This is a genomic window from Streptomyces sp. NPDC042371 (assembly GCF_056437465.1).
The window spans coordinates 381,581-402,828 of record NZ_JBWKAP010000006.1 but is presented as its reverse complement, the minus strand read 5'-3'; the positions used below and the strand labels follow the sequence as shown (position 1 = coordinate 402,828).

General features: G+C 70.8%; 20 protein-coding genes. 4 read left to right on the top strand and 16 right to left on the bottom strand.

Annotation, left to right across the window (positions count from 1 at the left end; genetic code table 11):
- Window positions 1–39 precede the first annotated feature (39 nt).
- Window positions 40–1,440, top strand: coding sequence for an MFS transporter (locus AC068B_RS20870; protein WP_478673124.1), 1,401 nt, complete (start codon window positions 40–42; stop codon window positions 1,438–1,440).
- The gene (locus AC068B_RS20865) at window positions 1,437–2,681 is read left to right on the top strand and encodes an FAD-dependent monooxygenase (protein WP_478673123.1); all 1,245 of its coding nucleotides are present in this window, start codon (window positions 1,437–1,439) and stop codon (window positions 2,679–2,681) included. The genes AC068B_RS20870 and AC068B_RS20865 overlap by 4 nt, the downstream gene beginning before the upstream one ends.
- Here AC068B_RS20865 and AC068B_RS20860 read toward each other — a convergent pair.
- Window positions 2,653–3,648, bottom strand: coding sequence for a fatty acid desaturase family protein (locus tag AC068B_RS20860; protein ID WP_478673122.1), 996 nt, complete (start codon window positions 3,646–3,648; stop codon window positions 2,653–2,655). The genes AC068B_RS20865 and AC068B_RS20860 overlap by 29 nt on opposite strands.
- A gap of 223 nt (window positions 3,649–3,871) precedes the next feature.
- Here AC068B_RS20860 and AC068B_RS20855 point away from each other — a divergent pair, with 223 nt between their 5' ends.
- Window positions 3,872–4,249 carry an ectoine synthase gene (locus AC068B_RS20855; RefSeq protein WP_356253070.1) on the top strand — a complete coding sequence of 126 codons (378 nt, stop codon included), beginning with the start codon at window positions 3,872–3,874 and terminating at the stop codon, window positions 4,247–4,249.
- 153 nt (window positions 4,250–4,402) lie between these two features.
- The gene (locus AC068B_RS20850; protein WP_478673121.1) at window positions 4,403–5,710 is read left to right on the top strand and encodes an ATP-grasp domain-containing protein; all 1,308 of its coding nucleotides are present in this window, start codon (window positions 4,403–4,405) and stop codon (window positions 5,708–5,710) included.
- Window positions 5,711–5,773: 63 nt separating this feature from the next.
- Here the strand turns inward: AC068B_RS20850 and AC068B_RS20845 are convergent, their stop codons facing one another.
- The 15 genes from AC068B_RS20845 to AC068B_RS20775 all read right to left on the bottom strand — a co-directional run bounded on the left by AC068B_RS20845 (window position 5,774) and on the right by AC068B_RS20775 (window position 21,207).
- A complete protein-coding gene (locus AC068B_RS20845; RefSeq protein ID WP_478673120.1) occupies window positions 5,774–6,127 on the bottom strand; it encodes an acyl carrier protein in 354 nt (117 codons plus the stop codon).
- A gap of 98 nt (window positions 6,128–6,225) precedes the next feature.
- Window positions 6,226–7,272, bottom strand: a complete 1,047-nt coding sequence (locus AC068B_RS20840; protein WP_478673119.1) for an alcohol dehydrogenase family protein — start codon at window positions 7,270–7,272, stop codon at window positions 6,226–6,228.
- Window positions 7,269–8,621 (bottom strand): condensation domain-containing protein, encoded by a 1,353-nt coding sequence (locus AC068B_RS20835; protein WP_478673117.1) that lies wholly within the window; start codon window positions 8,619–8,621, stop codon window positions 7,269–7,271. Before AC068B_RS20835 ends, AC068B_RS20840 begins: the two co-directional genes overlap by 4 nt.
- Entirely contained in the window at window positions 8,594–9,400 is an 807-nt protein-coding gene (locus AC068B_RS20830) for a class I SAM-dependent methyltransferase (protein ID WP_478673116.1), read from the bottom strand. Before AC068B_RS20830 ends, AC068B_RS20835 begins: the two co-directional genes overlap by 28 nt.
- The gene (locus AC068B_RS20825; RefSeq protein ID WP_478673115.1) at window positions 9,397–10,332 is read right to left on the bottom strand and encodes an amidohydrolase family protein; all 936 of its coding nucleotides are present in this window, start codon (window positions 10,330–10,332) and stop codon (window positions 9,397–9,399) included. The genes AC068B_RS20830 and AC068B_RS20825 overlap by 4 nt, the downstream gene beginning before the upstream one ends.
- Window positions 10,329–12,218 (bottom strand): beta-galactosidase trimerization domain-containing protein, encoded by a 1,890-nt coding sequence (locus AC068B_RS20820; RefSeq protein WP_478673113.1) that lies wholly within the window; start codon window positions 12,216–12,218, stop codon window positions 10,329–10,331. The genes AC068B_RS20825 and AC068B_RS20820 overlap by 4 nt, the downstream gene beginning before the upstream one ends.
- Complete coding sequence (locus AC068B_RS20815; protein ID WP_478673112.1) at window positions 12,200–13,351, bottom strand: DegT/DnrJ/EryC1/StrS family aminotransferase; 1,152 nt, start codon at window positions 13,349–13,351, stop codon at window positions 12,200–12,202. Before AC068B_RS20815 ends, AC068B_RS20820 begins: the two co-directional genes overlap by 19 nt.
- On the bottom strand, window positions 13,348–14,112 hold the full coding sequence (locus AC068B_RS20810; protein ID WP_478673110.1) for a sugar phosphate nucleotidyltransferase: 765 nt from the start codon (window positions 14,110–14,112) through the stop codon (window positions 13,348–13,350). Before AC068B_RS20810 ends, AC068B_RS20815 begins: the two co-directional genes overlap by 4 nt.
- Window positions 14,109–15,182: a glycosyltransferase family 4 protein gene (locus AC068B_RS20805; protein WP_478673109.1), complete on the bottom strand. Its 1,074-nt coding sequence runs from the start codon at window positions 15,180–15,182 to the stop codon at window positions 14,109–14,111. The genes AC068B_RS20810 and AC068B_RS20805 overlap by 4 nt, the downstream gene beginning before the upstream one ends.
- Window positions 15,183–15,187: 5 nt before the next feature.
- Entirely contained in the window at window positions 15,188–16,180 is a 993-nt protein-coding gene (locus AC068B_RS20800; RefSeq protein ID WP_478673108.1) for an NAD-dependent epimerase/dehydratase family protein, read from the bottom strand.
- Window positions 16,173–17,477 (bottom strand): nucleotide sugar dehydrogenase, encoded by a 1,305-nt coding sequence (locus AC068B_RS20795; RefSeq protein ID WP_478673107.1) that lies wholly within the window; start codon window positions 17,475–17,477, stop codon window positions 16,173–16,175. Before AC068B_RS20795 ends, AC068B_RS20800 begins: the two co-directional genes overlap by 8 nt.
- A 38-nt stretch (window positions 17,478–17,515) precedes the next feature.
- Window positions 17,516–18,298, bottom strand: coding sequence for a creatininase family protein (locus tag AC068B_RS20790; RefSeq protein WP_478673106.1), 783 nt, complete (start codon window positions 18,296–18,298; stop codon window positions 17,516–17,518).
- Window positions 18,299–18,308: 10 nt separating this feature from the next.
- A complete protein-coding gene (locus tag AC068B_RS20785) occupies window positions 18,309–19,244 on the bottom strand; it encodes a beta/alpha barrel domain-containing protein (protein ID WP_468561091.1) in 936 nt (311 codons plus the stop codon).
- Window positions 19,241–19,786 carry a nucleoside 2-deoxyribosyltransferase gene (locus AC068B_RS20780; protein WP_478673105.1) on the bottom strand — a complete coding sequence of 182 codons (546 nt, stop codon included), beginning with the start codon at window positions 19,784–19,786 and terminating at the stop codon, window positions 19,241–19,243. Before AC068B_RS20780 ends, AC068B_RS20785 begins: the two co-directional genes overlap by 4 nt.
- Window positions 19,783–21,207, bottom strand: a complete 1,425-nt coding sequence (locus AC068B_RS20775) for an aldehyde dehydrogenase family protein (RefSeq protein ID WP_478673104.1) — start codon at window positions 21,205–21,207, stop codon at window positions 19,783–19,785. The genes AC068B_RS20780 and AC068B_RS20775 overlap by 4 nt, the downstream gene beginning before the upstream one ends.
- Window positions 21,208–21,248: the final 41 nt, after the last annotated feature.

Below are 21,248 nucleotides of genomic sequence, written 5' to 3'. Positions count from 1 at the left end.
GTGATGGAACGGACCCGGCAAAGAACGGAAAGGACATCCATGACCGCAACGACCCTGGCTCCCCCGGTCCGCATCGGGAAGGCCGCTGTCGGAGCCCTCGGCCTGCTGGCCGTCGCCACCGGCGCCCTGGAGTCGGTGGTGACACCGACGCTCCCGCTGCTGCAGCGCGAACTGGACATGAGCCCGGCCGAAGGGGCGTTACTCAGCATCGTGCTCCTGATCACCGGCGCGCTCATCACGCCGGTGGCAGGCAAGTTCGGCGACCGCTACGGCGGAAAACAGGTGCTGATCCGGCTGATGGCGGTGGTCTGCGTCGGAGGCCTGGTGTCCTCGCTGGCGCCGAACCTGCCGGTGCTGCTGCTTGGTCAGTTGCTGCAGGGTGCGATGGTGGGCGCGCTGCCACTGTCGTTCATCCTGGTGCGCGAGCACCTCCCCGCGGGAGAGTCGAAGGTGGCCATCGGGTTGGTCAGCGGCTTGTTCGTGGCGGGCGGGATGACGGGCACGCTGTCGGCCGGGCCCGTGGCCGAAGGGCTCTCCCGGCACTGGATGTTCGCGCTGCCGACGATCGCGGTCGTCTTCGCCACCGTGCTGGTGAGCAGGCTGATGCCGCAGGATCCGCCGCGCAGGTCGGACGACGTGGGGGTCGACTGGCCCGGCCTGCTCCTCCTGAGCGGGACGCTCGTCACCCTCATGCTCGTCCTTGCGCTGGCGCCCGACATCGGCTCGCAGCCCTTCGTGCTCGGCGCCCTCATCGTGGTGCTTGCCGCCTTCGCGACGGGGTGGACGGCCGTGGAGCGCCGTGCGGCATCGCCGATGGTCGATCTGCGCATGCTGGCACGGCCCGCGGTGTGGAAGTCGTGCGTACTGACGTTCGTGATCTGCGCCGGGACCTCGGTGCCGGTCTATCTCCTGCCACAGCTGTTCGCGGTCCCCGCCGACGAGTACGGCTTCGGGGCGAGCGCCACCGAGATCGGCTTCTTCCTGCTGCCGGGCACCCTGGCCGCCTCGCTGGCCGGGCCGCTCAGCGGGATCGGGGCGCGGCGTTACGGCTCGCGTGCCGTCGCGACCGCCGGGATCGTCATCATGGTCGCCGCCCTGGTCGGCCTTGCCGCCGCGCACAGCGAGGTCTGGCACCTCGTCGTCGGCAAGGTCATGGTCGCGCTGGCCAACGGCCTCTGCGTCACGGCGATGGTGACCAGCACCGCCACCTCCGTCGACCAGGGCGACACCGGCATCGCCACGAGCCTGGTCCTGGTGACCCGCGTGCTCGGCTTTGCCGTGGGTGCGCAGGTCAGCGGTGCGATCCTCACCGCGGGCACCCCTTCCGGTTCGGAGGTCCCCGCCGAATCGTCCTTCGTCATCGGCTTCGCGATAGCGGGCGCCGTCACGGCGCTCGCCCTGCTGGTCACCCGCACCATGAACAAAGGAGTCAAGGAATGACCCTCGCCCGCACCGAACAGCTGAGCGCCGCCCGTACCTCGCCGAGGCGCACGGCCCTGATATCCGGGGCCAGCATCGCGGGGCCCGCCCTCGCGTTCTGGCTGAACCGCCACGGCTACGCGGTCACGGTGGTCGAGAAGGCCAGTGCGCTGCGTGGCGGCGGCTACCCCATCGACGTACGCGGCACCGCACTTGAGGTCGTCCGCAGGATGGGGATCCTGCCGCGGCTGCGGGAAGCGCACATCGAGCTGCGCCGCCTGACCTTCCTCGACGCGGACGGCGGCGAGGTGGCCTCGGTCGCCCCGCACAGCCTCACCGGCGGCGCCGCTGGACGGGACCTGGAGGTGCGGCGCGGGGACCTGACCGATGCCCTCTACACGGCGGTCCGTGACGACGTCGAGTTCCTGTTCGGCGACTGCATCGACACCTTCGAGCAGTCCGGCCACGGGGTCGACGTCACCTTCCGCGGGGGCAGCAGGCGTACGTTCGACGTGGTGTTCGGCGCGGACGGCGTGCACTCGCGCACCCGCGAGTTCCTGTTCGGCCCCGAAGAACAGTTCCACCGCTATCTCGGCTACTGCTTCGCCGGATTCACCATGCGCAACACGTTCGGTCTCTCCCACGAGGTCATGATGTGGAACACCCCGGGCAGAGCCGCGGCTCTCTACGCCACCGGGGACCACGACGAAGTGCACGGCTTCCTGAACTTCGCCCACCCGGAACCGCCGTTCGACGCGTTCCGGAATCCGCAGGCCCAACGCGACCTGGTTGCCGCGGTCTTCGCCGACGCGGGATGGGAGGTCCCCGGCATGCTCGCCGCCCTGCGCGACGCGGACGACCTGTTCTTCGACGCGGTCAGCCAGATCCGCATGCCCCGCTGGTCCAGCGGCAGGGTCGCGCTGGTGGGCGACGCCGCGTACGCACCCTCGTTCCTGACCGGACAGGGATCGAGCCTCGCGCTCGTCGGCGCGTACATGCTCGCCGGTTCCCTGGCCGACCGGGACCACGCCACGGGCTTCGCCGCCTACGAGCACGACACCCGTGGGTTCGTGACCGTCAACCAGGACCAGGTCGGCAAGGGCGATGCCGCGCTCTTCCCGACGACCGCCCGTGCCCTGGAACAGCGCAATGCCATGCTGCGCAGACTCAGCGTCCTGCCCGCCGCGGCGGAGCGACCGGCCCATTCGGCGCTGGCCCTGCCCGAATTCGCCGTCACTCGGCCTTCCGCAGCGGGTAGATGAAGCTCGTCGCCCGGCCTTCCTGCAGTACGAACGCCTCGTCCTGCTCCTTGGCGCGGCCGCTGACGATGTCGGACAGCATCCGGATGTGGAAGCGGATGTACGAGGTCTCGGTGCAGGCGAGGTGCTGACGGACCTGCGTCGACACCTCGTGCAGGTTCCAGGCCGGGACCCCGGGGTAGAGGTGGTGCTCGGCGTGGTAGTTCGTGTTCCAGTTGAGGAAGCTGAACCACTTGCTCTTGGTGTAGACCGAATTCGTGTTACGCCAAGGGTTGTCGCTCCGCTCCGCGTAGTAGTGCTCGGGCATGATGGAGAAGTTGTTCAGCACCCAGGCGATGCAGGCAGGCATGATGTATACGGTGAGCATCACCATGGGCCAGAGAACGGTCAGGGCGATGACGACGGCGATCCAGCCGAACAGGATCCAGGTGTCGCGGCGGATCGCGGAGCGGGCCCGGTCGGTCTTGACGAAGTAGGGGTAGCGATTTCCAAGCGAGGCCACCGACATTCGCAGGAACCCGATGAAATAGTCCCAGTTGATCATCGCCGTCGCGTATTCACGCAAATTAGTGATGATGCCGTCGGGTTCCGGGTCTTCCGCGGTATGGGTGTTGCGGTGATGGTGCATGTGGAACACCCGGTATAAGGCGCTGTTGACGAGAATGAGCGTACCGGCGACTTGTCCGGCGACCCGGTTCCCGCGGTAGGTGTTCATAAAGGTGCCGTGCGACGCGCAGTGCAGCAGGTTGTGCAGTGAGGCGATCACGACGGCGGCCAGCACCCAACCGATGCCGATGGCCCACCAGGTGTCGACGACCAGGGCCCCGGTCACCGGGATCGCGTAGAGCAGGGCGTGCGTCGCGGCGCGGCGCAGGGCCTGCCCGCTGGAACGGCGGGTCAGCTTGCGCAGTTCGGCCGAGGAGAAGAGGTCGTTGCGGTCGAGGTGGACGTTCTCCTGTGACTGTGTCATTCCTGAACTCCAAGAGCGTCGAAACAGCGCAAAGGGAGCCGGCGCGGCCCCACTCGCAAGCTACAGATTTCGATGCTGAAACAACACCCCTGGCGCGCACCGGACGGGCCTGCCGGGCATAGCCAGTTGGGCATACCCGTACTTCCCGTGGAATACCGATCCACCATTCCATAGACTCGATACCCGACCCTGACGGAAATACTGACTCCTGGGCAGGTGTACCTTGCTGGTTCGCGCGGTTGAAGAGGTCGTGGGAAGCGAATGCGACGTGGACTGGGGTAACGGGACGAGCCGAAGGCTGCTCGTTCAGGCCGACGAATTGGGTTTCAGCCTGACCGAGACGTATGTGCAGCCGGGCAGCGAGTCGTACCTGCGGTACGACAACCACCAAGAGGTCTGCTACTGCGTGTCCGGTTCCGGTTCGGTGGAGACGGCGGACGGCTTGTTCGACATCAAACCGGGGATGCTGTACGCCCCGGGCATGGGCGAACCGCACGTGCTCCGCTCCACCCACGGCATGACGCTGATGTGCGTCTTCACACCGGCGTTGAACGGTCCGGAGAAGCATCTGCTCACGCCTGGTGTGCACTCGAGTTACTAGGAGCGACAGCGGGTGGTGACGCGTCGGGCGTCGACGAGGAACTGCACTTCGACTCGGTGAGTACCTCGCGGCGCCCCTCTCCGCCGTCCGTCGGCACCATCCCGAACTCCGGTTGGTCGAGCCTCTGTTTGCGAACAGGGAAGGCAGGAGAGCATGCCCGACACCATTGACCTGGTGATCCCGAACATCGTCGAGTTCAACCTGAAACGCGAACTGCTGGATTTCGACCCGGGCGTGGAACACGACCTGGTCGAACACGGCACGGGGTTCACCGATCAGTGTGTCTTCTGGAGCGCCGCCCCTCGCGTGCTCGTGCTCCCGGCCGGTTACTCCCAGGAGTGGCTGACCCACGTCCACGCGGGCCTCGGCGTCCCCGTCCCACCCGTCGTGTCGCCGGTCCCGCGCACCGGCCGCCTGGTCCACGACCTGCTCAACGACGACCGGGCGCTCGCCGCGCTGCTCGCCGCGACCAGCGGGGCGCGGGAGGTGCGGTTCCTGTCCTTCGGGGCCTCGCCCGACCTGTACTCCTTGGCCTCGGTGCTCCGCAGTCAGGGGCGGGACGTGCGGCTGGACGTCGCCGAACCGGAGCACTACTGGTCGTGCGAGTACCTCGAATCGAAGCTGAGCTGTGTCGACCTCGCCTCGCACATCCCCGGGTTCCGCGTGCCGCGGGGCATCTCGGTCACCAGCTGGGAGCAGCTGAAGGGCGCGGTCACGGCGATCGTGGACGGCGGTGGCCGGGCCGTGGTCAAGAGCATGTACGGGGTCGGCGGGTACGGCTCTGCCGTCGCGCAGAGCGAGGCCGACGGCACCGTCCGGCGGTTCTGGCAGACCCTGCGGCGCGAGCCCTTCTTCGGTACGTTCCCGCTCACCGTGCAGGACTACATCGAGCACGGCACCGACTGTCCGGCCGTGGACGTCCTCGTGGACGACGGCGCGGAGCCGCGGATGGAACACAGCATGCTCGGCGTCGACGGGCTGCGGTACCGCAGCCTCGCCCTCGGCCCCGGGGTCCTCGAACCCGGTCTGGAGGAACGGCTCTCCGCACTGGGCAGGGCCGTCCACGCGTTCGCCCGGTCCCTCGGCTACCGGGGCTGGATGACCATCGACTGCCTCCGTGCCCTCGACGGGGAGCTCTACGTCACCGAGATCAACGCCCGGCGCTCCGGCGCCATGCACGCGGTCGCGCTCGCGGAGCGGTGGGCCGACGAACTCCCGATCGCCTACACCCATGACGCGCTGCCGATGCGGCTCACGGGCACGGTGTCGTACACGGCGCACATCCGCCCCGTCTTCGACGAGCTGTGGGCCCGCGGCATCCGCGCCTACCCGTCGACTGTCCGTGCGCTCACGGGGCACCGGCCCTCGCTCGGCATCGTCGTCTGCGCCAAGAGCGCGGAGGACGGCGAGCGCATCGCGGAGGAGGCCCACCGAGCGGTCAACGCCGCCGTGGCAGGGTGAACTGACGGGCGCAGAAGGGCGCCTGGCCGCGGTATCCATCCCGGCCAGGCGCCCTTTTTCTGCTTACGCGTGCGCGGAGTTGGCCGCGTTGTCGGCCGTGTTCGGGGTGCCGCACCCCTTCTCCGCGAGGAACTCCGCCTGGGTCATGGGCGTGGCGTTCTCGAAGAGGCGGTTGAGGAGCTCTCCCTCCCACTCCACCGCTTCGACCTCGTCGACCCCGTACTCGGTCAGGATCCGGCCGATGGCCTGGAGGGCGAGCAGCGAGTAGCCGCCCATCTCGAAGAAGTCGCTGCGGTGGACGTCGACGGAGTCGGGGCTCACCTCGAGTACTTGCGCCCAGACCTTGCGCACGACTTCCGCCGCCGCTGCCGCGTCGCCCGGCTGGCCGGGGAGTTGGGCGGCCAGGTTGTCCGTCACGGTTCCTCCATGTGTATCGGTGTGCGGCTGATCGCCGGGGACAGGAATGTGCAGCTCTGTTGCGGTCCGGAGTGGTGGCGGTCTCGTCGGCGGTGGTGTCAAGGAATCAGCACCACCTTGCTGGCCTCGCCGGAGTCGAAGAGGCGGAACCCCTCCGCGGCCTCGGACAGGGGCATCCGGTGCGAGATGAGGAAGGTGGGGTCCACGCGACCACCGCGTATCAGGTTCATCAGCGGCTCGAAGTCGCTGATGGGGTCGCCGACCGCGAAGCGCAGCGTGACCTCCTTGGCGAAGGCGAGCCGGGTCGGCATGGGCATGGTCTCGGAGGCATGGGCACCCACCGCGCACACGACCCCGCGCGGCCGGACGACGTTCAGCGCGGTCAGGAGCGAGGCGTCGGTGCCCACCGCCTCCAGGACGGCGTCCACGCCGCGCCCCTCGGTCAGGTCGGCGACCTGCTGTTCGACGTCGGGTGCGGTCGGCACCGGGCATGCACCGCGTTCGGCGGCCAGTTTCCGTCGGCTCTCCAGCGGGTCGATGGCGAGCACCCGGGCCGCGCCGAGCAGCCAGGCGGCCTCCAGGGCCAGCAGGCCCACGGGCCCGCACCCCACCACCGCCACCGTGTCCCCGGGACGCACCTGGGCGCCCACGGCGCAGGCGTACCCCGTGGCGAGGACGTCGCCGACGAACAGGGCACTCTCGTCGCCGACGTCGCCGGGGATCGGGAACAGCACCGTGTCGGCGAACGGCACCCGCACGAACTCGGCGTGTCCCCCGGCGTAGGCCTGCGTGCCCACGACGGTGGCGTAGCCGAACAGGCCCACCCGGTCGCACTGGTAGTGCCAGCCCCTGCGGCAGGACCTGCAGTGCCCGCACGCGATGATGTCCGAGGCGACGACCCGGTCGCCGGGGCGCAGACCCCGCACTTCGGGCCCGACCTCCTCGATCACGCCGGTGAACTCGTGGCCGGTGACCGTCCCCGCCCCGAACCCGTCGATCTCGCCGCGGTACGGGTGGAGGTCGGTGCCGCAGATCGCGCTGCGGACGACCCGGACGACGGCGTCCCGCGGTTCCTCGACGCGGGGCATGGCGATGTCGTCCGCGACCGCCGCCCGGCGTGCGCCGTGCCATTGCAGCGCTCTCATGTGTCCTCCAGTGCACGGCAGCCCGCCTCGAGCTCCTGGTGCAGGTCGTCGAGGAGGCGTGCGGCGGCCGCGTCGTCGTACTGGCCGGGGTCGTGCACCAGCAGGACGCGCAGCGCGCCCGCGTCCTCGTAGAAGCCGAGGTCCAAGGGGTACGGCGAGAAGGGATCGTGGTTGATCAGGGTCGTGTCGAGGCCTTCGAGGGCGGGCGGCACCTCCGGTGTGGTCTGAAAGGAGACGCATACGCCGATCGCCGGACGGAACCCGGGCCCCCACAGCCCGATGTCGTGGGCGAGGCGCTCGAACGGCAGGTTCCGGTGGGTGTAGACGTCGATCAGGTTCCGGCGGACCAGGCGCAGCAGGTCGCGGAAGTCCGCGTCCACGGGCACCCGGGTCCGCACGGGCAGCAGGTTCACGAAGAGCCCGACGGCCTTCTCGAAGTCGGCCCGGGTGCGGAATCCGCCGCGTGTGCCGACGAGGATGTCGTCGGTGTCGACGTAGCGGCGCAGCAGGCGCTTGGCGGCGGCGAGCAGCACCATGAAGAGGGAGGCGTGCTCGTTGCGGGCGGCCGCGCGCAACCGGTCGCTCAGGGGTTGGGGCAAGGTCATCCACCGTGTCCGCGGGGACTGTCCGGGCGGTGCCGGTGCGGAGGAGGCCAGGGTGAGCGGCGGCAGTACGGTCGCGTTCGCCAGGGTCTCCTTCCAGTGGGTGAGCTGTTTCGCGTAGACGGGGCTGCTGAGCCATTCGTGCTGTCGGCGCACGAAGTCCCGGTACTGGGCGGGCGGGGGCGGCAGGGGTGAGGGCCGACCGTGCAGGTGCGCGGTGTAGAGCTGCTCCAGTTCCCGCAGGATCACCGACCACCACGACCAGGCGTCGGAGACCAGGTGGTGCAGGGTGATGCGCACGATGTGCTCGCGCGGCCCGAGCCTGATCAGTGCCGCGCGCACCACGGGCCCGTGGCCCAGGTCGAACGGGCGCCGCAGGTCCTCGGTGAGGAGCCGGGTGGCTGCCTCATCGCGTTCCGCCGCGGGGAGCGCCGTGAGGTCGGTGAGGGGCAGGGGCACCTCGGCCCGCGGGGAGACGCGCTGGACGGGCAGCCCCGCCACGACGGGGAAGCAGGTGCGCAGCGCCTCGTGGCGGCCGACGATCTCCTCGACGGCCGCCCGCAGGGCCGCCGCGTCCAGGTCGCCGACGAGGCGGAACGTCACGGGGTCGGCGTGCCGTGCATGACCGGAACGCCGTTCCAGGAACCACAGGCCCTGCTGGGCGTACGACAGGGGGATGTCGTCACCGGGACCGGCTGGGAACGCCCCGCCGTCCCCCGTCACTTGACGCCCCAGGTGAAGAGCCACCGCCGCGGCACCCCGCTCAGCTCCAGTCGCTCGAAGGTGGTCCGCAGGCCCCGGATCAGCGCGTCGGAGCCCAGGGCGAGGTCGTCGATCCCGGTGGCGCCTTCCACGAACACCGAGTACGTGCACAGGGCCTCCCAGTCCTGGAGGGTCCACGTGTACACGGCCTCCTCGGACTTGGTCTGGGAGAACCCCGCCTCGGCGAACAGCTCTTCGTGCTGGAGCGGTGTGAGCGTCTGGAGGGCGACCGGCTTCTCGCGTACGAGAACGAGGTCCGTGCCCCGTTCCCGCAGGAGGTCGCGGGTGGCGCGCAGCCAGTGGGTGTAGAAGGGCCGGGTCTCGGGGAGGACGGCACCCTCGTAGAACAGGGTGTTCAGCGCGCAGCGCCCGCCCGGTGCGAGCAGCCGGTGGCAGCCCGCGATCACGGAACCGCGCTCGGCGGCCGGTATCTGGTGCATCACGTTGCTCAGGACGGCGACGTCCACCGGACCGGTCAGGGACTCGACGTCCTGGGCGCGGCCCTGCACGAAGCGCACCTTGGGGTCGGTCAACCTGCTTCGTGCGATGGCCAGTTCGTGCTCCGAGGGGTCGATGCCGATGATGGCACCCACGTGTGCGGTGCGCTCCAGGAGCAGTTGGGTGGCGAGGCCCGAGCCGCAGCCGACGTCGGCGACGGCGCCGCCGTCGGGCGCCTCGCAGATGTCGACCAGGCGCTGGGTCACGTCGCCGTACAGCGGGCGCCGCGACATGGCGTCGAACTCGTATCCGTGGACGAAGGTCATGACACCTCAAGACGTCGATTCGGGAGGGTCGGGCGGGTCGGGCGGGGAGCCGGCGCGGCGTGGGGTGCGGCGGAGGCGAGCAGCCGCGCCGCTGTGCCTCCCATGAGGGCCTCGTACTCGATCGGCGACAGCGGGGCGCTGCCGTCCGGCCACGGCCCGGGGTCCCGGGCCAGTTCGGCCATGCGGGTCACGGACCCGGCCATGGAGGCGAAGGGGAAGTCGGTGCCCCACAGGATCCGGTCGAGAACGCCGCTGCGGCGGGCGTGGGCCAGGGCCTTGGCCACCGTCGGGGGCGGCTGGTAGGAGCCGAAGATGGACAGGTCCGCGTACAGGTTGGCGTGCCGGGCGAGCAGTTCGACGCACGGCCCGGTCCAGGGGGTGCCGAGGTGGGCGAGGATCACCGTCAGGTCGGGGAAGTCCTTGGCCACCTGCTCCACGAGAAGCGGGGAGAAGAAGCGGGGATCCGCCTGGCGCGAGGGCGTGTACCCGGTGTGGATGAGTACGGGGATGCCCAGGTCCGACGCGGTCTCGTACACGTCGTACCACCGGCGGTCGGCGGGTGACATGCGCAGATAGCAGGGGGCCGTCTTGAGTCCGCGCAGGCCGAGGTCGGTCACGGCCTCGCGCAGGCGCTCGGCCGCGCCGGGGGTGCCCGCGTCGACGGAGGCGAAGCCGGTCAGGCGGTCGGGGTGGCGGGCGCAGAGGTCGGCGACGAACTCGTTCGGCACCGAGAACCCCTCGACGCGGCGCACGTCGAAGGCGAGCAGGAAGACGCGGTCGACCCCGGCGGCGTCCATCTCGGCGAGCAGTTTCGCCTCGGGCGCGGACAGGTCCTCGGGCGCCAGGTCGGTGGTGGCCGTCATCTGCTGGGCGAAGCGGGCCGAGTAGTGGCGGTAGTACTCCCCCGCGTGCACATGCGTGTCGATGATCATGGCCGCCACTCCGCACCACGGGCGTCCCAGAACAGCAGGCGCACTCCCTTGGGCTCCAGTCGCAGCAGCTTCTCGGTCTCCGGAGCGCCGTCCGCCGTCGGGCGCCGCAGCACCGTGTCCACCGGTTCGGGAGCGTGGTTGATCACCACGCCGCAGCGCTCGTCACCGCGCCCGATGACCGTGGTCTCCACCGACGGGTCGTCCGCGGTCAGCGGCACGCGTACGCCCGCCTCCGCGGCGACCGCCTCGTACAACCGGTGCCAGTCGGCCTCCCGCAAGCGGTAGGGGGCGTTGAGTTGAGCCTCCAGGGGCGCGTTGAGGTAGTAGACGCTCCCCTCGCCGAGGCGGTGGCGGGTCAGGGCGGGCGAGCCGTCGGCGAACGCGGCCAGTGTCTCGGCGCCCGCCGTGTCGATCACCGGGATCGGGCCGGACTCCCAGCGCAGCGGGAACCGTACGCCTGCCCAGTTGAACCCGGCGTGCGTGTCGTCGGCCCGGGTGAAGTCCCGCACGCGGATGCCGAACAGCTCCTCGTCCCCGGCGGCGTCCAGCAGGCTGCCGGTGGAGTACAGCAGCACTCCCCCGGACCTGACGTACCGCGCCAGGCGGTGGCGATCGGGCAGCGACAGCTGCCGAGCCGAGGGACAGATCACCAGCGCGTGGCGTTCAAGCTCCGCATTCCCGCCTGTGAACTCGTAGGGCAGGTGCGCCTGTTGGAGCAGTAGGTGGGCGTAGAAGGCGGCGGGGGCGTCGCTGCCCGAGGGCGCCAGGTAGCCCGCATCGTCCTGCGGCTCGGCCTCGGGGACGAAGACGCCCACCGGGGCGGGCAGCGGCCTGAACCCGGCAAGATCGCCGGTCACGAGCCGGGTGAACGCCCGGTACTCGGTCAGCGCGGCCTTCTCCCTGCCGTCCTCGGCCAGCAGGCCGACCCGCCGTTCGTTGGGCCGCAGCGCGTACGGCTTGCGCTCGGTGGTGAAGTCCTGCCAGCACCAGACGGCGGTGCCGACCGCACCGGCCGCGAAGGCGGAGTGGGCGGCGGCCCGCAGATACTGCGCGGCGGTGGCCTCGTCGCAGCCGTAGCTGCCCAACTCGTCGACGTACACGGGACGGTGGGCGCTGCCGCGCCGCACGAGATAGGGCAGGAAGGCGGTGGCCTTGCGGGCCGCGACGGACTCGATGTGGAACGGCGTCCACACCGGGAATCCGTGCAGCCCCACCAGGTCGAGGCGTTCGGCGTTCTCCGGCCGGAAGGCATGGCCGCCGAGCACCGCGGAGGGCTCGTTGGCCTGGAGGACCAGCGCGTCCGGGTCGGCGTCGCGCACGGCTGCCGCGAGCATCCCCCACCACGCGCGCACCTCGTCGGCGCCGAGCGACGCGGACGACCTGGAGTCGACGTGGATCACCTCGTCGCCCAGGTCGTAGGCGAGGACGTTCGGCTCGTCCCGCAGCTCGGCGGCGATGTGGTGGACGAAGGCCCGCTGCCGTTCGCGCAGGTCCGCGTCGCGCCACAGGTCCCTGCCGTCGCGCCACGGCAGGTCGAACCGCTGGCCGTTCATCCAGATCGTCAGCAGCGAGGGGAGGCACAGCAGTCCGTGCCGGTCGGCGGTCCTTGCCAGCTCCCGCAGCCGGTCGGTCATCGTGGGGTCGTAGACGCCTTCCTTGGGCTCGAAGTCGGCCCAGAAGACGAAGAACCGCACGGTGTTCAGGCCCGCCTCGGCCATCCGGCGGAAGTCGTCGTCGATGCGGGCGCCGTCCCACTCCCGCCAGTAGTCGCACCCTGTCGGCGAGGGGTGGTAGTTGACGCCCGCGCTGACGAAGGGGTGCCCGTCGCGCTGCAGGGCGCCGTCGGCGAACGTGACGCGTCCGCGGCTCACGGTGTCGTCGGCCATGCGGCGCTCACCGCCTCTGCGACCTGCTGGACCTCGTTCTTGCCGATGCCCGGGTGCAGCGGCAGGGAGAGTTGACGCGCCATGACGTCCTCGGTGACCGGCAGTCGGCACGGCCCTCCCCCGTCGCGCTCCTGGTAGGCGGTGAACAGGTGGGTGGGCGGGTAGTGCACGCCGCTCTGGATCCGGGCCGCGCGCAGCCGGTCCTGCAGCGCCTCGCGGTCGGTGCCCTCGGGCAGCACCACCGCGAATAGGTGGTGGGCGCTCTCCTCCACCGGCCGGTCGGCGTACGGCACGGTGATCCCGGGCAACGGCGCCAACTGCTCGCGGTACATGCGGACCGCGTCCTGGCGGCGCAGCTGTCCGGCGGGCAGGGCGTCGAGCTGGACGCGTCCGAGGGCGCAGCCGATCTCGGTGGGCCGGTAGTTGAGGCCCAGGGTGTCGACGTCGTACAGGGAGGGCCCGCCGCGGTGGCGCTGCTGGGCGTTGACGGTCAGGGCGTGGGAGCGCAGCCGCCGGATGCGGTCGGCCAGGGCGGGGTCGCGGGCGACGACCATGCCGCCCTCGCCCATCGCCAGGTTCTTCGTGGCGAAGAAGCTGAAGCAGCCGATGTCGCCGACCGTGCCGAGCATCCCGTGGACCGAGTCGGTGACGGGGGCGTGGGCGCAGTCCTCGATGAGGGCGAGGCCGTGTTCGCGGGCCAGCCGGGCGAGGGCGGTGAGGTCGGCCGGGTAACCGCCGTAGTGCATGGCGACGATCGCCCGGGTGCGCGGGGTGATTCTGCGGGCGGCGTCCTCGGGGTCGATGCACAGGTCGTGCGGGCCCTTGACGTCGGCGAACACCGGGGTGGCGCCGGACAGGGCGACGGTCGCGGCGGCGGAGACGAAGTTCAGCGAGGGCAGCACGACCTCGTCGCCGGGGCCGAGGCCCAGGCTCAGGACGGCCAGGTGCAGGGCGGCGGTGCCGCTGCTGACGGCGACCGCGGAGCCAACGCCAAGCGCGGCCGCGAACTTGCCCTCGAAGTCCTCGGTGACGGGCCCGGACGAGAGCCATCCGGAGCGCAGGACCTGGGTGACCGCGTCGATCTCGTCCTGCCCGATCTGCGGGCGGTACAGCGCGATGTCGAAGGCCGTCATCCGGAGCCCACCTCCTGGAACGCGCCGGTGCCCGCGCGCAGTTCGGCCGCGGCGAGGCTGCCCAGGTAGCGGGCGCGATCGGCGCGGAAGGCCGTGGTGGCCCTGGTCAGCTGCTCGGGCGTGCCGATGTCGTGCCAGTCGCCCTCGATGACATGGCCCTCGATGCGTTCGCCCTCGTCCCTCGCGCGGTCGAGCAGGGCGGGCATGTCGTCCCGGCCGCGGGACGGCAGCAGCCGCCGCAGGGAGGGTTCGAGTACATAGATGCCTCCGCTGACGAGGTAGCTGAGCCGGGGCTTCTCGCGGAAGTCGGTCACCTGCTGGTCCTCGTCGAGTTCCACCACGCCGTGCGCGATGTCGATGTGCTGGCGGCTGAGCGCGACCGTGGCGGCGGCCTGCGACTTCTTGTGACGCGTGATCAGGTCGGCGAAGTCGATGTCGGTGAGCAGGTCCGCGTTCATCACGAGGGTGGAGTCCTCGAAGGGCGGCAGCAGCGCGAGCGGCCCCGCAGTGCCCAGCGGCTCCTCCTCCAGGAAGAAGTCGAGTTCCAGGTCGGCCCAGCGGTTGCCGCCGAAGCTCGCCTCGATCATGTGGGCCTGGTGGCCGAGCGAGAGCGACACATGGGTGAAGCCGGCACTCTGCAGCTGCGCCAGGATGATGTGCAGGATCGGTATGCCGTCGATGGGTACGAGGGGTTTGGGGATGGTCAGGGTGTGGGGCCGTAACCGACGGCCCACACCTCCGGCCAGTACCACTGCTCTCATCGGGCCTTCTCCGTTTGCTTCCGGGCGGCGATCAGCGTGCGGTAGACGGTGTGGACCCGGTCGGCGACCGCGTCCCAGCCGAGTTCACTGCGCACCTTGTCGAGGCCGCGCTCTCCCATGGCGCGGCGTTCGGACGGATCGGCGAGGAGCCGGTTGACCGCCTCGGCGACGGTCGGGGCGGTGGGGCGGACGAGCAGGCCGTCACGTCCGTGGGCGACGATCTCCCCGCTGCCGAGGAAGGTGGACGCGACGACGGGTCTGGCACAGGCCCACGCCTCCACGTACACGAGGGGGAAGAGGTCGACGGTGGAGGGCACGCACAGCAGCTCGCAGGCGGCGAGCGCGCTGTGCTTGACGTCCTCGTCGACCATGCCGAGCTCGATGACGCGCGGGTCGGCGTGCCGGGCGAACTGCTCCGCGCAGTCGTCGTCCCAGCGCGGCCCCACGAACACGAAGGACGTGTCCGGGTGCTCCGCCCAGATCTGCTCGGTCGCCTCCAGGAGCGTGACGTAGCCCTTGGACCGCATCTTGCGGCCCAGGAAGAGCACCACCGGCCCTTCGATGCCGTTCTCCCTGCGGAACCGGTCCGGGTCTGGGGTGCCGGGCAGGTGCGGTCCCTGGCCGATGATGTGCAGTCGGCGTCCGTCGACACCGGCGTCGCGGAGCATGTCGCGCTCCGCCGCGGACAGGGCGAAGACGGCGTCCGCGTGCAGGCATCCCTCGAGTACGGTCTCGCGGTCCGGCCAGAGGTCGGGGGCGGAGGCGGGGGTGACCGCGAACGGCACGCCCCAGGCGCGGGCGAAGTCCAGTCCGGCCGCGATGTCCTGCGGGTGGAACGCGTCGATGGCGTGGACCAGATCCGCCCGGTCGGTGTCGTCGGGGGTGGCGGGCAGCGGCTGGATGCTCACGCCCGCACTGCGCATGAACGTCGCGGTGTCCTCGTCGACCGGGTTCGAGTACACCCCGGCCTCCCAGCCGAGCTTGCTCATCGACGCGGCGAGGTACTGCGTCATCAGTTCGGCCCCGGCCCGTGCCGGGAAGTAGCCGCGGTGGACGTACCGTACGCGCACGCCGCTCACGCTCCGCTTCCGCGTGCCGCCGTCTCCCGGGGGTGCCGGGCGTACCACTCGCAGGTGCGGCGCAGCCCCTCGTTCAGCGGTACGGCGGGGCGGTAGTCGGTCAGTTCGCGCAGCAGGGAGATGTCCGGGAGGCGCCGGGCCGGGGACAGCGGGGGCGCGGGGTGGACGTCGACGGCGGGGTGCCGGTCCAGGGCGTCGAAGACCTTCCCGGCCAGGTCCTCGATGAGGATCTCCTCCTGGTCGTTGCCGACGTTGACCAGCAGGGGCTCCTTGGTGGGCAGGGCCGTCAGCGCGGTGATGGCGTCGACGGCGTCGTCGACGTAGCAGAACGCGCGCGTCTGGTCGGCGCCGTGGATCTCGAAGGGGTCCGCGCCGCTGAGGAGCCGCTCGACGAACTGCGGGATCACATGGTCGTAACCCATCCGGGGCCCGTAGACGTTGTGGAAGCGCACCATGCGCAGGGCGAAGCCGTGGGTGCGCGCGTAGGTGCGGCACAGCAGCTCGCCGGTGATCTTGCTGAAGCCGTACGAGGAGCGGGGCACCGTGAGGTCGGGGACCATCAGCGGCACGTCCTCCCCCGTGGGGACGGCCGCGACACCGGCCTCGACGCTGCCCGCGTAGGCCTCGCTGGACGAGGCGAAGCAGAGGGTGGCCCCGGTCAGCCCGGAGAACCAGTCGAGGAGGTGGACGGTGGTGAGCAGGTTGGTGCGCAGCACCCGCCGGGGGTTGTCGTTGGACTCCGCGACACCGACGACGGCCGCCAGGTGGTAGACCTCGGCGTAGTCGTCCCCGAGCAGCCCGTCGGGCACGGGGGTGGTCAGGTCGTGCTCGACGAGCTCGACGGAACCGAGCAGTTCGGACAGCTCCCCGTCGGACCGGCCCCTGCTGAAGTCGTCGAGCAGTGTGACGTCGCAGGTGGCGGCCAGGCGGCGGGCCAGGTGCAGGCCGATGAAGCCCGCCCCTCCGGTGATCAGGATCTTCTTACGCACGGCCGAGCCTCATCGCCTTCGTCGAGGACGGGAGGACCCGCCAGGTGTCGTAGACCAGGGCCGGGTCCGCCATGCGCGACACCAGGTCGGCGGCGTCCACCTCGCCGTAGCCCGCATGGTCGTTCAGGAGGATGGCCGCGTGCGCGCCGGTGAAGCCCTCGGTCAGGCCGACCGGCCGGACGCCCAGCGACTCGATGCGGGCCGGGGGCACCACGAAGTCGTGGCCGGCGATCTCCTTGACCCGGCCCTTGAGGAACGGCAGCAGCCGTTCGTACGGTGCTCCGCGCAGGTCGTCGGTCTCGGGGCGGCCCTTGTAGGCGAAGCCGGAGATCAGGACCGTGGCGTCGGCCGGGTCCTTGCCCTGCTCCCACAGCGCGGCCAGGACGCGTTCGCCGACCCTGCGCGGCATCGACTCGTTGAGCGTGCGCGCCGCGGTGATCACCTGGGGGGTGTGGTCGTACGCGGCGACCGAGTACGCCAGCAGGTACGGGTCCTTGGTCAGGCAACTGCCGCCGACGAAGCCGGGCTTGTGCAGGGTGGGCCTGGGGTAGTCGAGGTTGGCGGAGTCGATGACCTCCCGCGCGTCCAGGCCGAGCTTCTCGGTGATGAGGGCGACCTCGTTGCCGAAGCCGTAGATCAGGTCGGTGTGGCAGTTGCACACCAGCTTGATCAGTTCGGCGCACTCCAGCGAGGAGACGGGCACCACCTGGTCGGAGAGGGTGCCGAAGACCTCCGCGGCCCGCTTGCCCGCGTCGTCGCTCAGGCCGCCGACGATCTGCGGCAGGGACAGCAGCTCCGCCAGCGCCTGGCCCTGGATGGTGCGCTCCGGGCAGTACGCGAGCAGCGGTTCGGGGATCCGCTCGCTCAGGATGGGCAGCACCAGGCTCCGCGAGGTGCCCACCGGCACCGTGCTGCGCACGATGACCAGGGTGGTCTCGTCGATGCCCGGCGCGATCGCCTCGGTGGCGGCCCGCAGATGGCTGAGGTCGGGTGTGGTGCCGCCCGCCTCGATCGGTGTGCCGACGCAGATGATCACGACGGGGGGCAGCTTCTGCCCGCCGACGTCGGTGGTGACACCGAAGGCACCGCTCGCGGCCGCGCTCCTGATCTCCTCCTCGACGCCCGGCTCGGCCAGTTCGAGTACGCCCCGGGCGAGTTCGTCCGCCACCTTGGGGTTGGTCTCGTAGCCGAGCACGCTTCTGCCCGTGGTCAGCAGCGCGGCGGTGAGTGTGACGCCGACGTAGCCCTGCCCGACGACACACACGTCGTATTCCTCGTACGGCCTGGTCGATGGCATTGACATAGCTCCCTGGAGGTGGCGGGGGAAGGTGGTGCTCATGGAGAGGCGTCCCGTGGCGGCTTGCCGAGGAGTTCCACGACGCCGTCGACCAGGTGCCAGAACAGGCGCTCCCCCAGTTCCGCGGAGGCTCCGACGGCGGAGGAAAGCACCCCCTGGTTGGAGATCTCGTCGACGTCGACGGGGTGCCGGTACACCCCGGCGGCCGGCGGCGATTCGTGGCTGGGGCGCGCCGCCCCGACGACGTCCGGGCGGAGGTACATCATCAGGCTGGTCTCGGTCAGGCCCGCGTGCTCCGCGTGCCAGCCCGGGAAGTGCGGGATGTGCTCGCCGAGCCAGTCGTCGGAGACCAGGCTCCACCAGCTGAACGCGAGCACCTCGGTGTCGGGGAACAGGGTGTTCTGGGCGCAGCCGTCGATCGCCTCGAAGAGCAGGCCCTCGTTCTCGTAGTGCCCGTTGATCACAAGGAGCCGGGCAGGGCCGAGGCGGGCGAGGGAGGTCAGACACTCCGTGAGGTAGTCGATGAAGGGGGCGCCGCCGATGTGCACGGTGCCCGGGAAGTGCAGTCCGCCGCCGCTCTGCGGCAGCGACCTGGCGGAGAAGGGCTGTCCTGGCAGCAGCAGACCGCCGAGCTCCGCGGTCACCTGCCGGGCCAGGGCGTCCGGGATGTCCATGTCGACGGAGAGCGGGAGATGGGGGCCGTGCTGCTCAAGCCCTCCCACCGGCCACACCAGGGTGGCTCCGGCGTCGTGCACGGCCTGCCGCACCTGCGCGCTGGTCAGGTCGCCGTAGCGGGGTACGTTCGTGGTGCGTTGCCGCATCGCCTTCACCTCATGCCCCCTTGATGCTGCGTCCCACCAGGTCGGCCACCGTGCCGCCGCGCGAGGCCAGCCAGTCGTCGAAGCCCTGGCGGATGTCGCGGAGCGTGGCGTGCATGTTGCGGTGCAGCACCGTGTAGACCTGTACGGCCTCGGCTCCCACGCTCAGGTACTCCGCCACGTCCGTGGCGTCCTTCACTCCGCCGCTCGCCATCACGGGCACGGTCACCCCGTCGCGGCGCAGGCCGAAGATCTCGGCGAGTACGAGGGGCTTGATGCCGGGCCCCGAGTAGCCGAAGGCTCCGCCGAGCCGCACCTCACCGGTGTCCGCGTCGACGGCAAGCCCGGAGATGGTGTCGCTCAGGGTGAGCGCGTCCGCGCCGGAGGCAGTGGCGGCGTCGATGCGCTCGCGCACCCGCTCCCCGATCGCCAGCTTGACGCTGAACGGCACCGGGGTGCGGCGCCGCACCGCCTCGGTGTACGCGGCGACGCGCTCGGGAGTGTCCGTCAGACCGCCCTCGTCCTCGTTCAGGCACGAGATGCCGAGCTCCAGGGCGCTGCTGCCCGCTTCGGTCACGCGCTCGGCCAGATCGGCGAGTTCGGCCGGGGAGTCCGCGTGCACGGAGGTGATCACCGGCAGGTCGTCGTCGGCGAACCGGCGCAGCATCGTGCACCAGTCGTCCACGGAACGACGTGAGTACGTGGTGCTGTTGAGCATGCCGGTGGGCAGGCGGAGCAGGCGTTCGTTGCCCGGCGGGCCGGGGGTGGGGTGGATGGTCTTGGTGACCACGGCTCCCGCCCCGCCCTCGAGGAGTCGGCGGATGTTGCGTTCCTGGTCGGTGAGCAGACCGGAGCCCACGACGACGGGGGATTTCAGGCGCAGCCCGAGGACCTCGACCGGTGCGGGCGCGGAGGTGCTGGCGCCGCCCCCGCCCTTGGCAGCCGTCACTGCGCCATCACGGCTTCCTGGCCCAGCTTCTCGAGCAGCCGGAGCAGTTCGACGGGGTGGGCCTGCGCCTGAGCCAGGTCGAAGACGGTGACGTCGGCGACGGAGGGCAGGCCGCGCAGCAGGTGGCTCGCGTTGACCGCCATCGGCATCGGGGTGACGACGACGATGGGCTTGCCCAGCGCGGAGGCCCAGCCGAGTTCGACATGGGTGCCGTCGGTGCGCATCAGTTCACCGACCGCGTCGACGGGGAGCACCGGCACGAACACGTCGCAGCGGCGCATCCAGCCGATGTCGCGCACACTGACCTGGTCCGGCGAGAAGTTGGGTGTGTCCACGCCGAACTTCTCGGCGACGTGGGCGGAGAAGACCGTGCCGTGCGCGGCCGCTACGGCATCGATGATGTCGCCGATCGCATGCTGCAACGGCTGATGGAAGCCGTCTTCACGGATCGCGTGCTGGATGGGACCGCCGACGAACACCTTGACTCCCGTCAGGTCTATGCCGTCCGTACCGTCGACGCGGACCACCGTGCTGTCACTCATGACATCTCCCGATCTGCTTGGCGAAGCGCGATGTGATGCACCTTGAGCTGCGTGTACTCGTTCAGACCCCATGCGCCGTACTCGACACCGATCCCGGAGTGCCGGTGACCGCCGAACGGCACGTCGTGCCGCAGGTCGCCGTGGGTGTTGATCCACACGGTTCCGCACTCCGGCCGCCCGGCCAGGTCCCGTGCCCGGTCCTCGTCGCCCCAGAAGGAGCAGCCGAGGCCGTAGGGCGAGGCATTGACCCGGTCGATCACCTGCTCCAGGTCGTCGTAGGGGATGACGGGGACCACCGGGCCGAACTGCTCTTCCTCTTCGAGGCGGCTGCCGGGCGGCAGTTCGGTGACGACGGTGGGGGGATAGAAGTTTCCGGCCCTGTCGAGGGCCCGGCCCCCGGCCAGGACTTCGGCCCCCGCCCCCACGGCTTCGTCGACGATGCCCGCGACCCGTTCCAGCTGGGCACGGCTGACGAGCGGGCCGTACTCGGTGGCCGGATCGAGGCCTTCCCCCACGACGGCCGCGTTCGCCGCCTCCGCCATGGCTTCGGCGAGCCCGCGGTACTGGGCGCGGGGCGCGTAGACGCGCTTGACCGCGGCACAGAACTGCCCGCTGTTGGTCATGGACCTGGTGAACAGGTCGTGGGCGACGGACCGGACGTCCGTGCCGGGCAGGACGACGGCCGGGTCGTTGCCGCCGAGTTCCAGGACGACCCGTTTGAGGTCGGCCGCGGCCTGGCGGGCGATGGCCCGCCCTGCGCCGACCGAGCCGGTGAAGGAGACCATCCGGACCGCCGGGTGGGCGGTCAGCCGCGCACCGAGCTCGACGTCGCCGTCCACGACCGCGAACGTGCCGGTGGGCAGGACCTTGCCCAGGATGCGGCCCATCATCAGGCTGGACATCGGCGTGTCCGGCGACGGCTTCAGGACCACGGTGTTCCCGGCGAGGAGCGCGGGGGCGATCTTGCAGACGGCCAGCAGGACGGGGTAGTTGGACGGCGCGATCGCGGCCACCACGCCGTGCGGCACGCGTTCCAGACCGACGCGGGCGGTGGGCTCGTCGACCAGCCGCTCCGGCGCGAGCCCCAGCCGCGCGGTGCTGGCGAACCAGTCCGCCGCCAGGCGGACTTCGGCCCGGGCGTGCCGCAGGGGCTTGCCCTGCTCCCTGGTGAGCAGTTCGGCCATCGGACCCACCGCGGCCAGCAGGGCGCGGTGACACGACTGGAGCCGCTCGCGGCGTTCCGCCAAGGGGGTCGCCGCCCAGCCGGGGAAGGCACGGGCCGCGTCGTCCAGCACGGTGTCGAGCTGTTCGGGTGTGCACCCCGGGGCCTCGGCGAAGATCTCGCCGAGCGCCGGATTCTCGACCGGCGTCGGTCCGTACCGCGCATCGCAGAGGGCGCGTTGATCAACAGATGAGGACATGGGTTCCCGTCACGAGGGGGTCGCGTAGGGGCGGTTGTCGA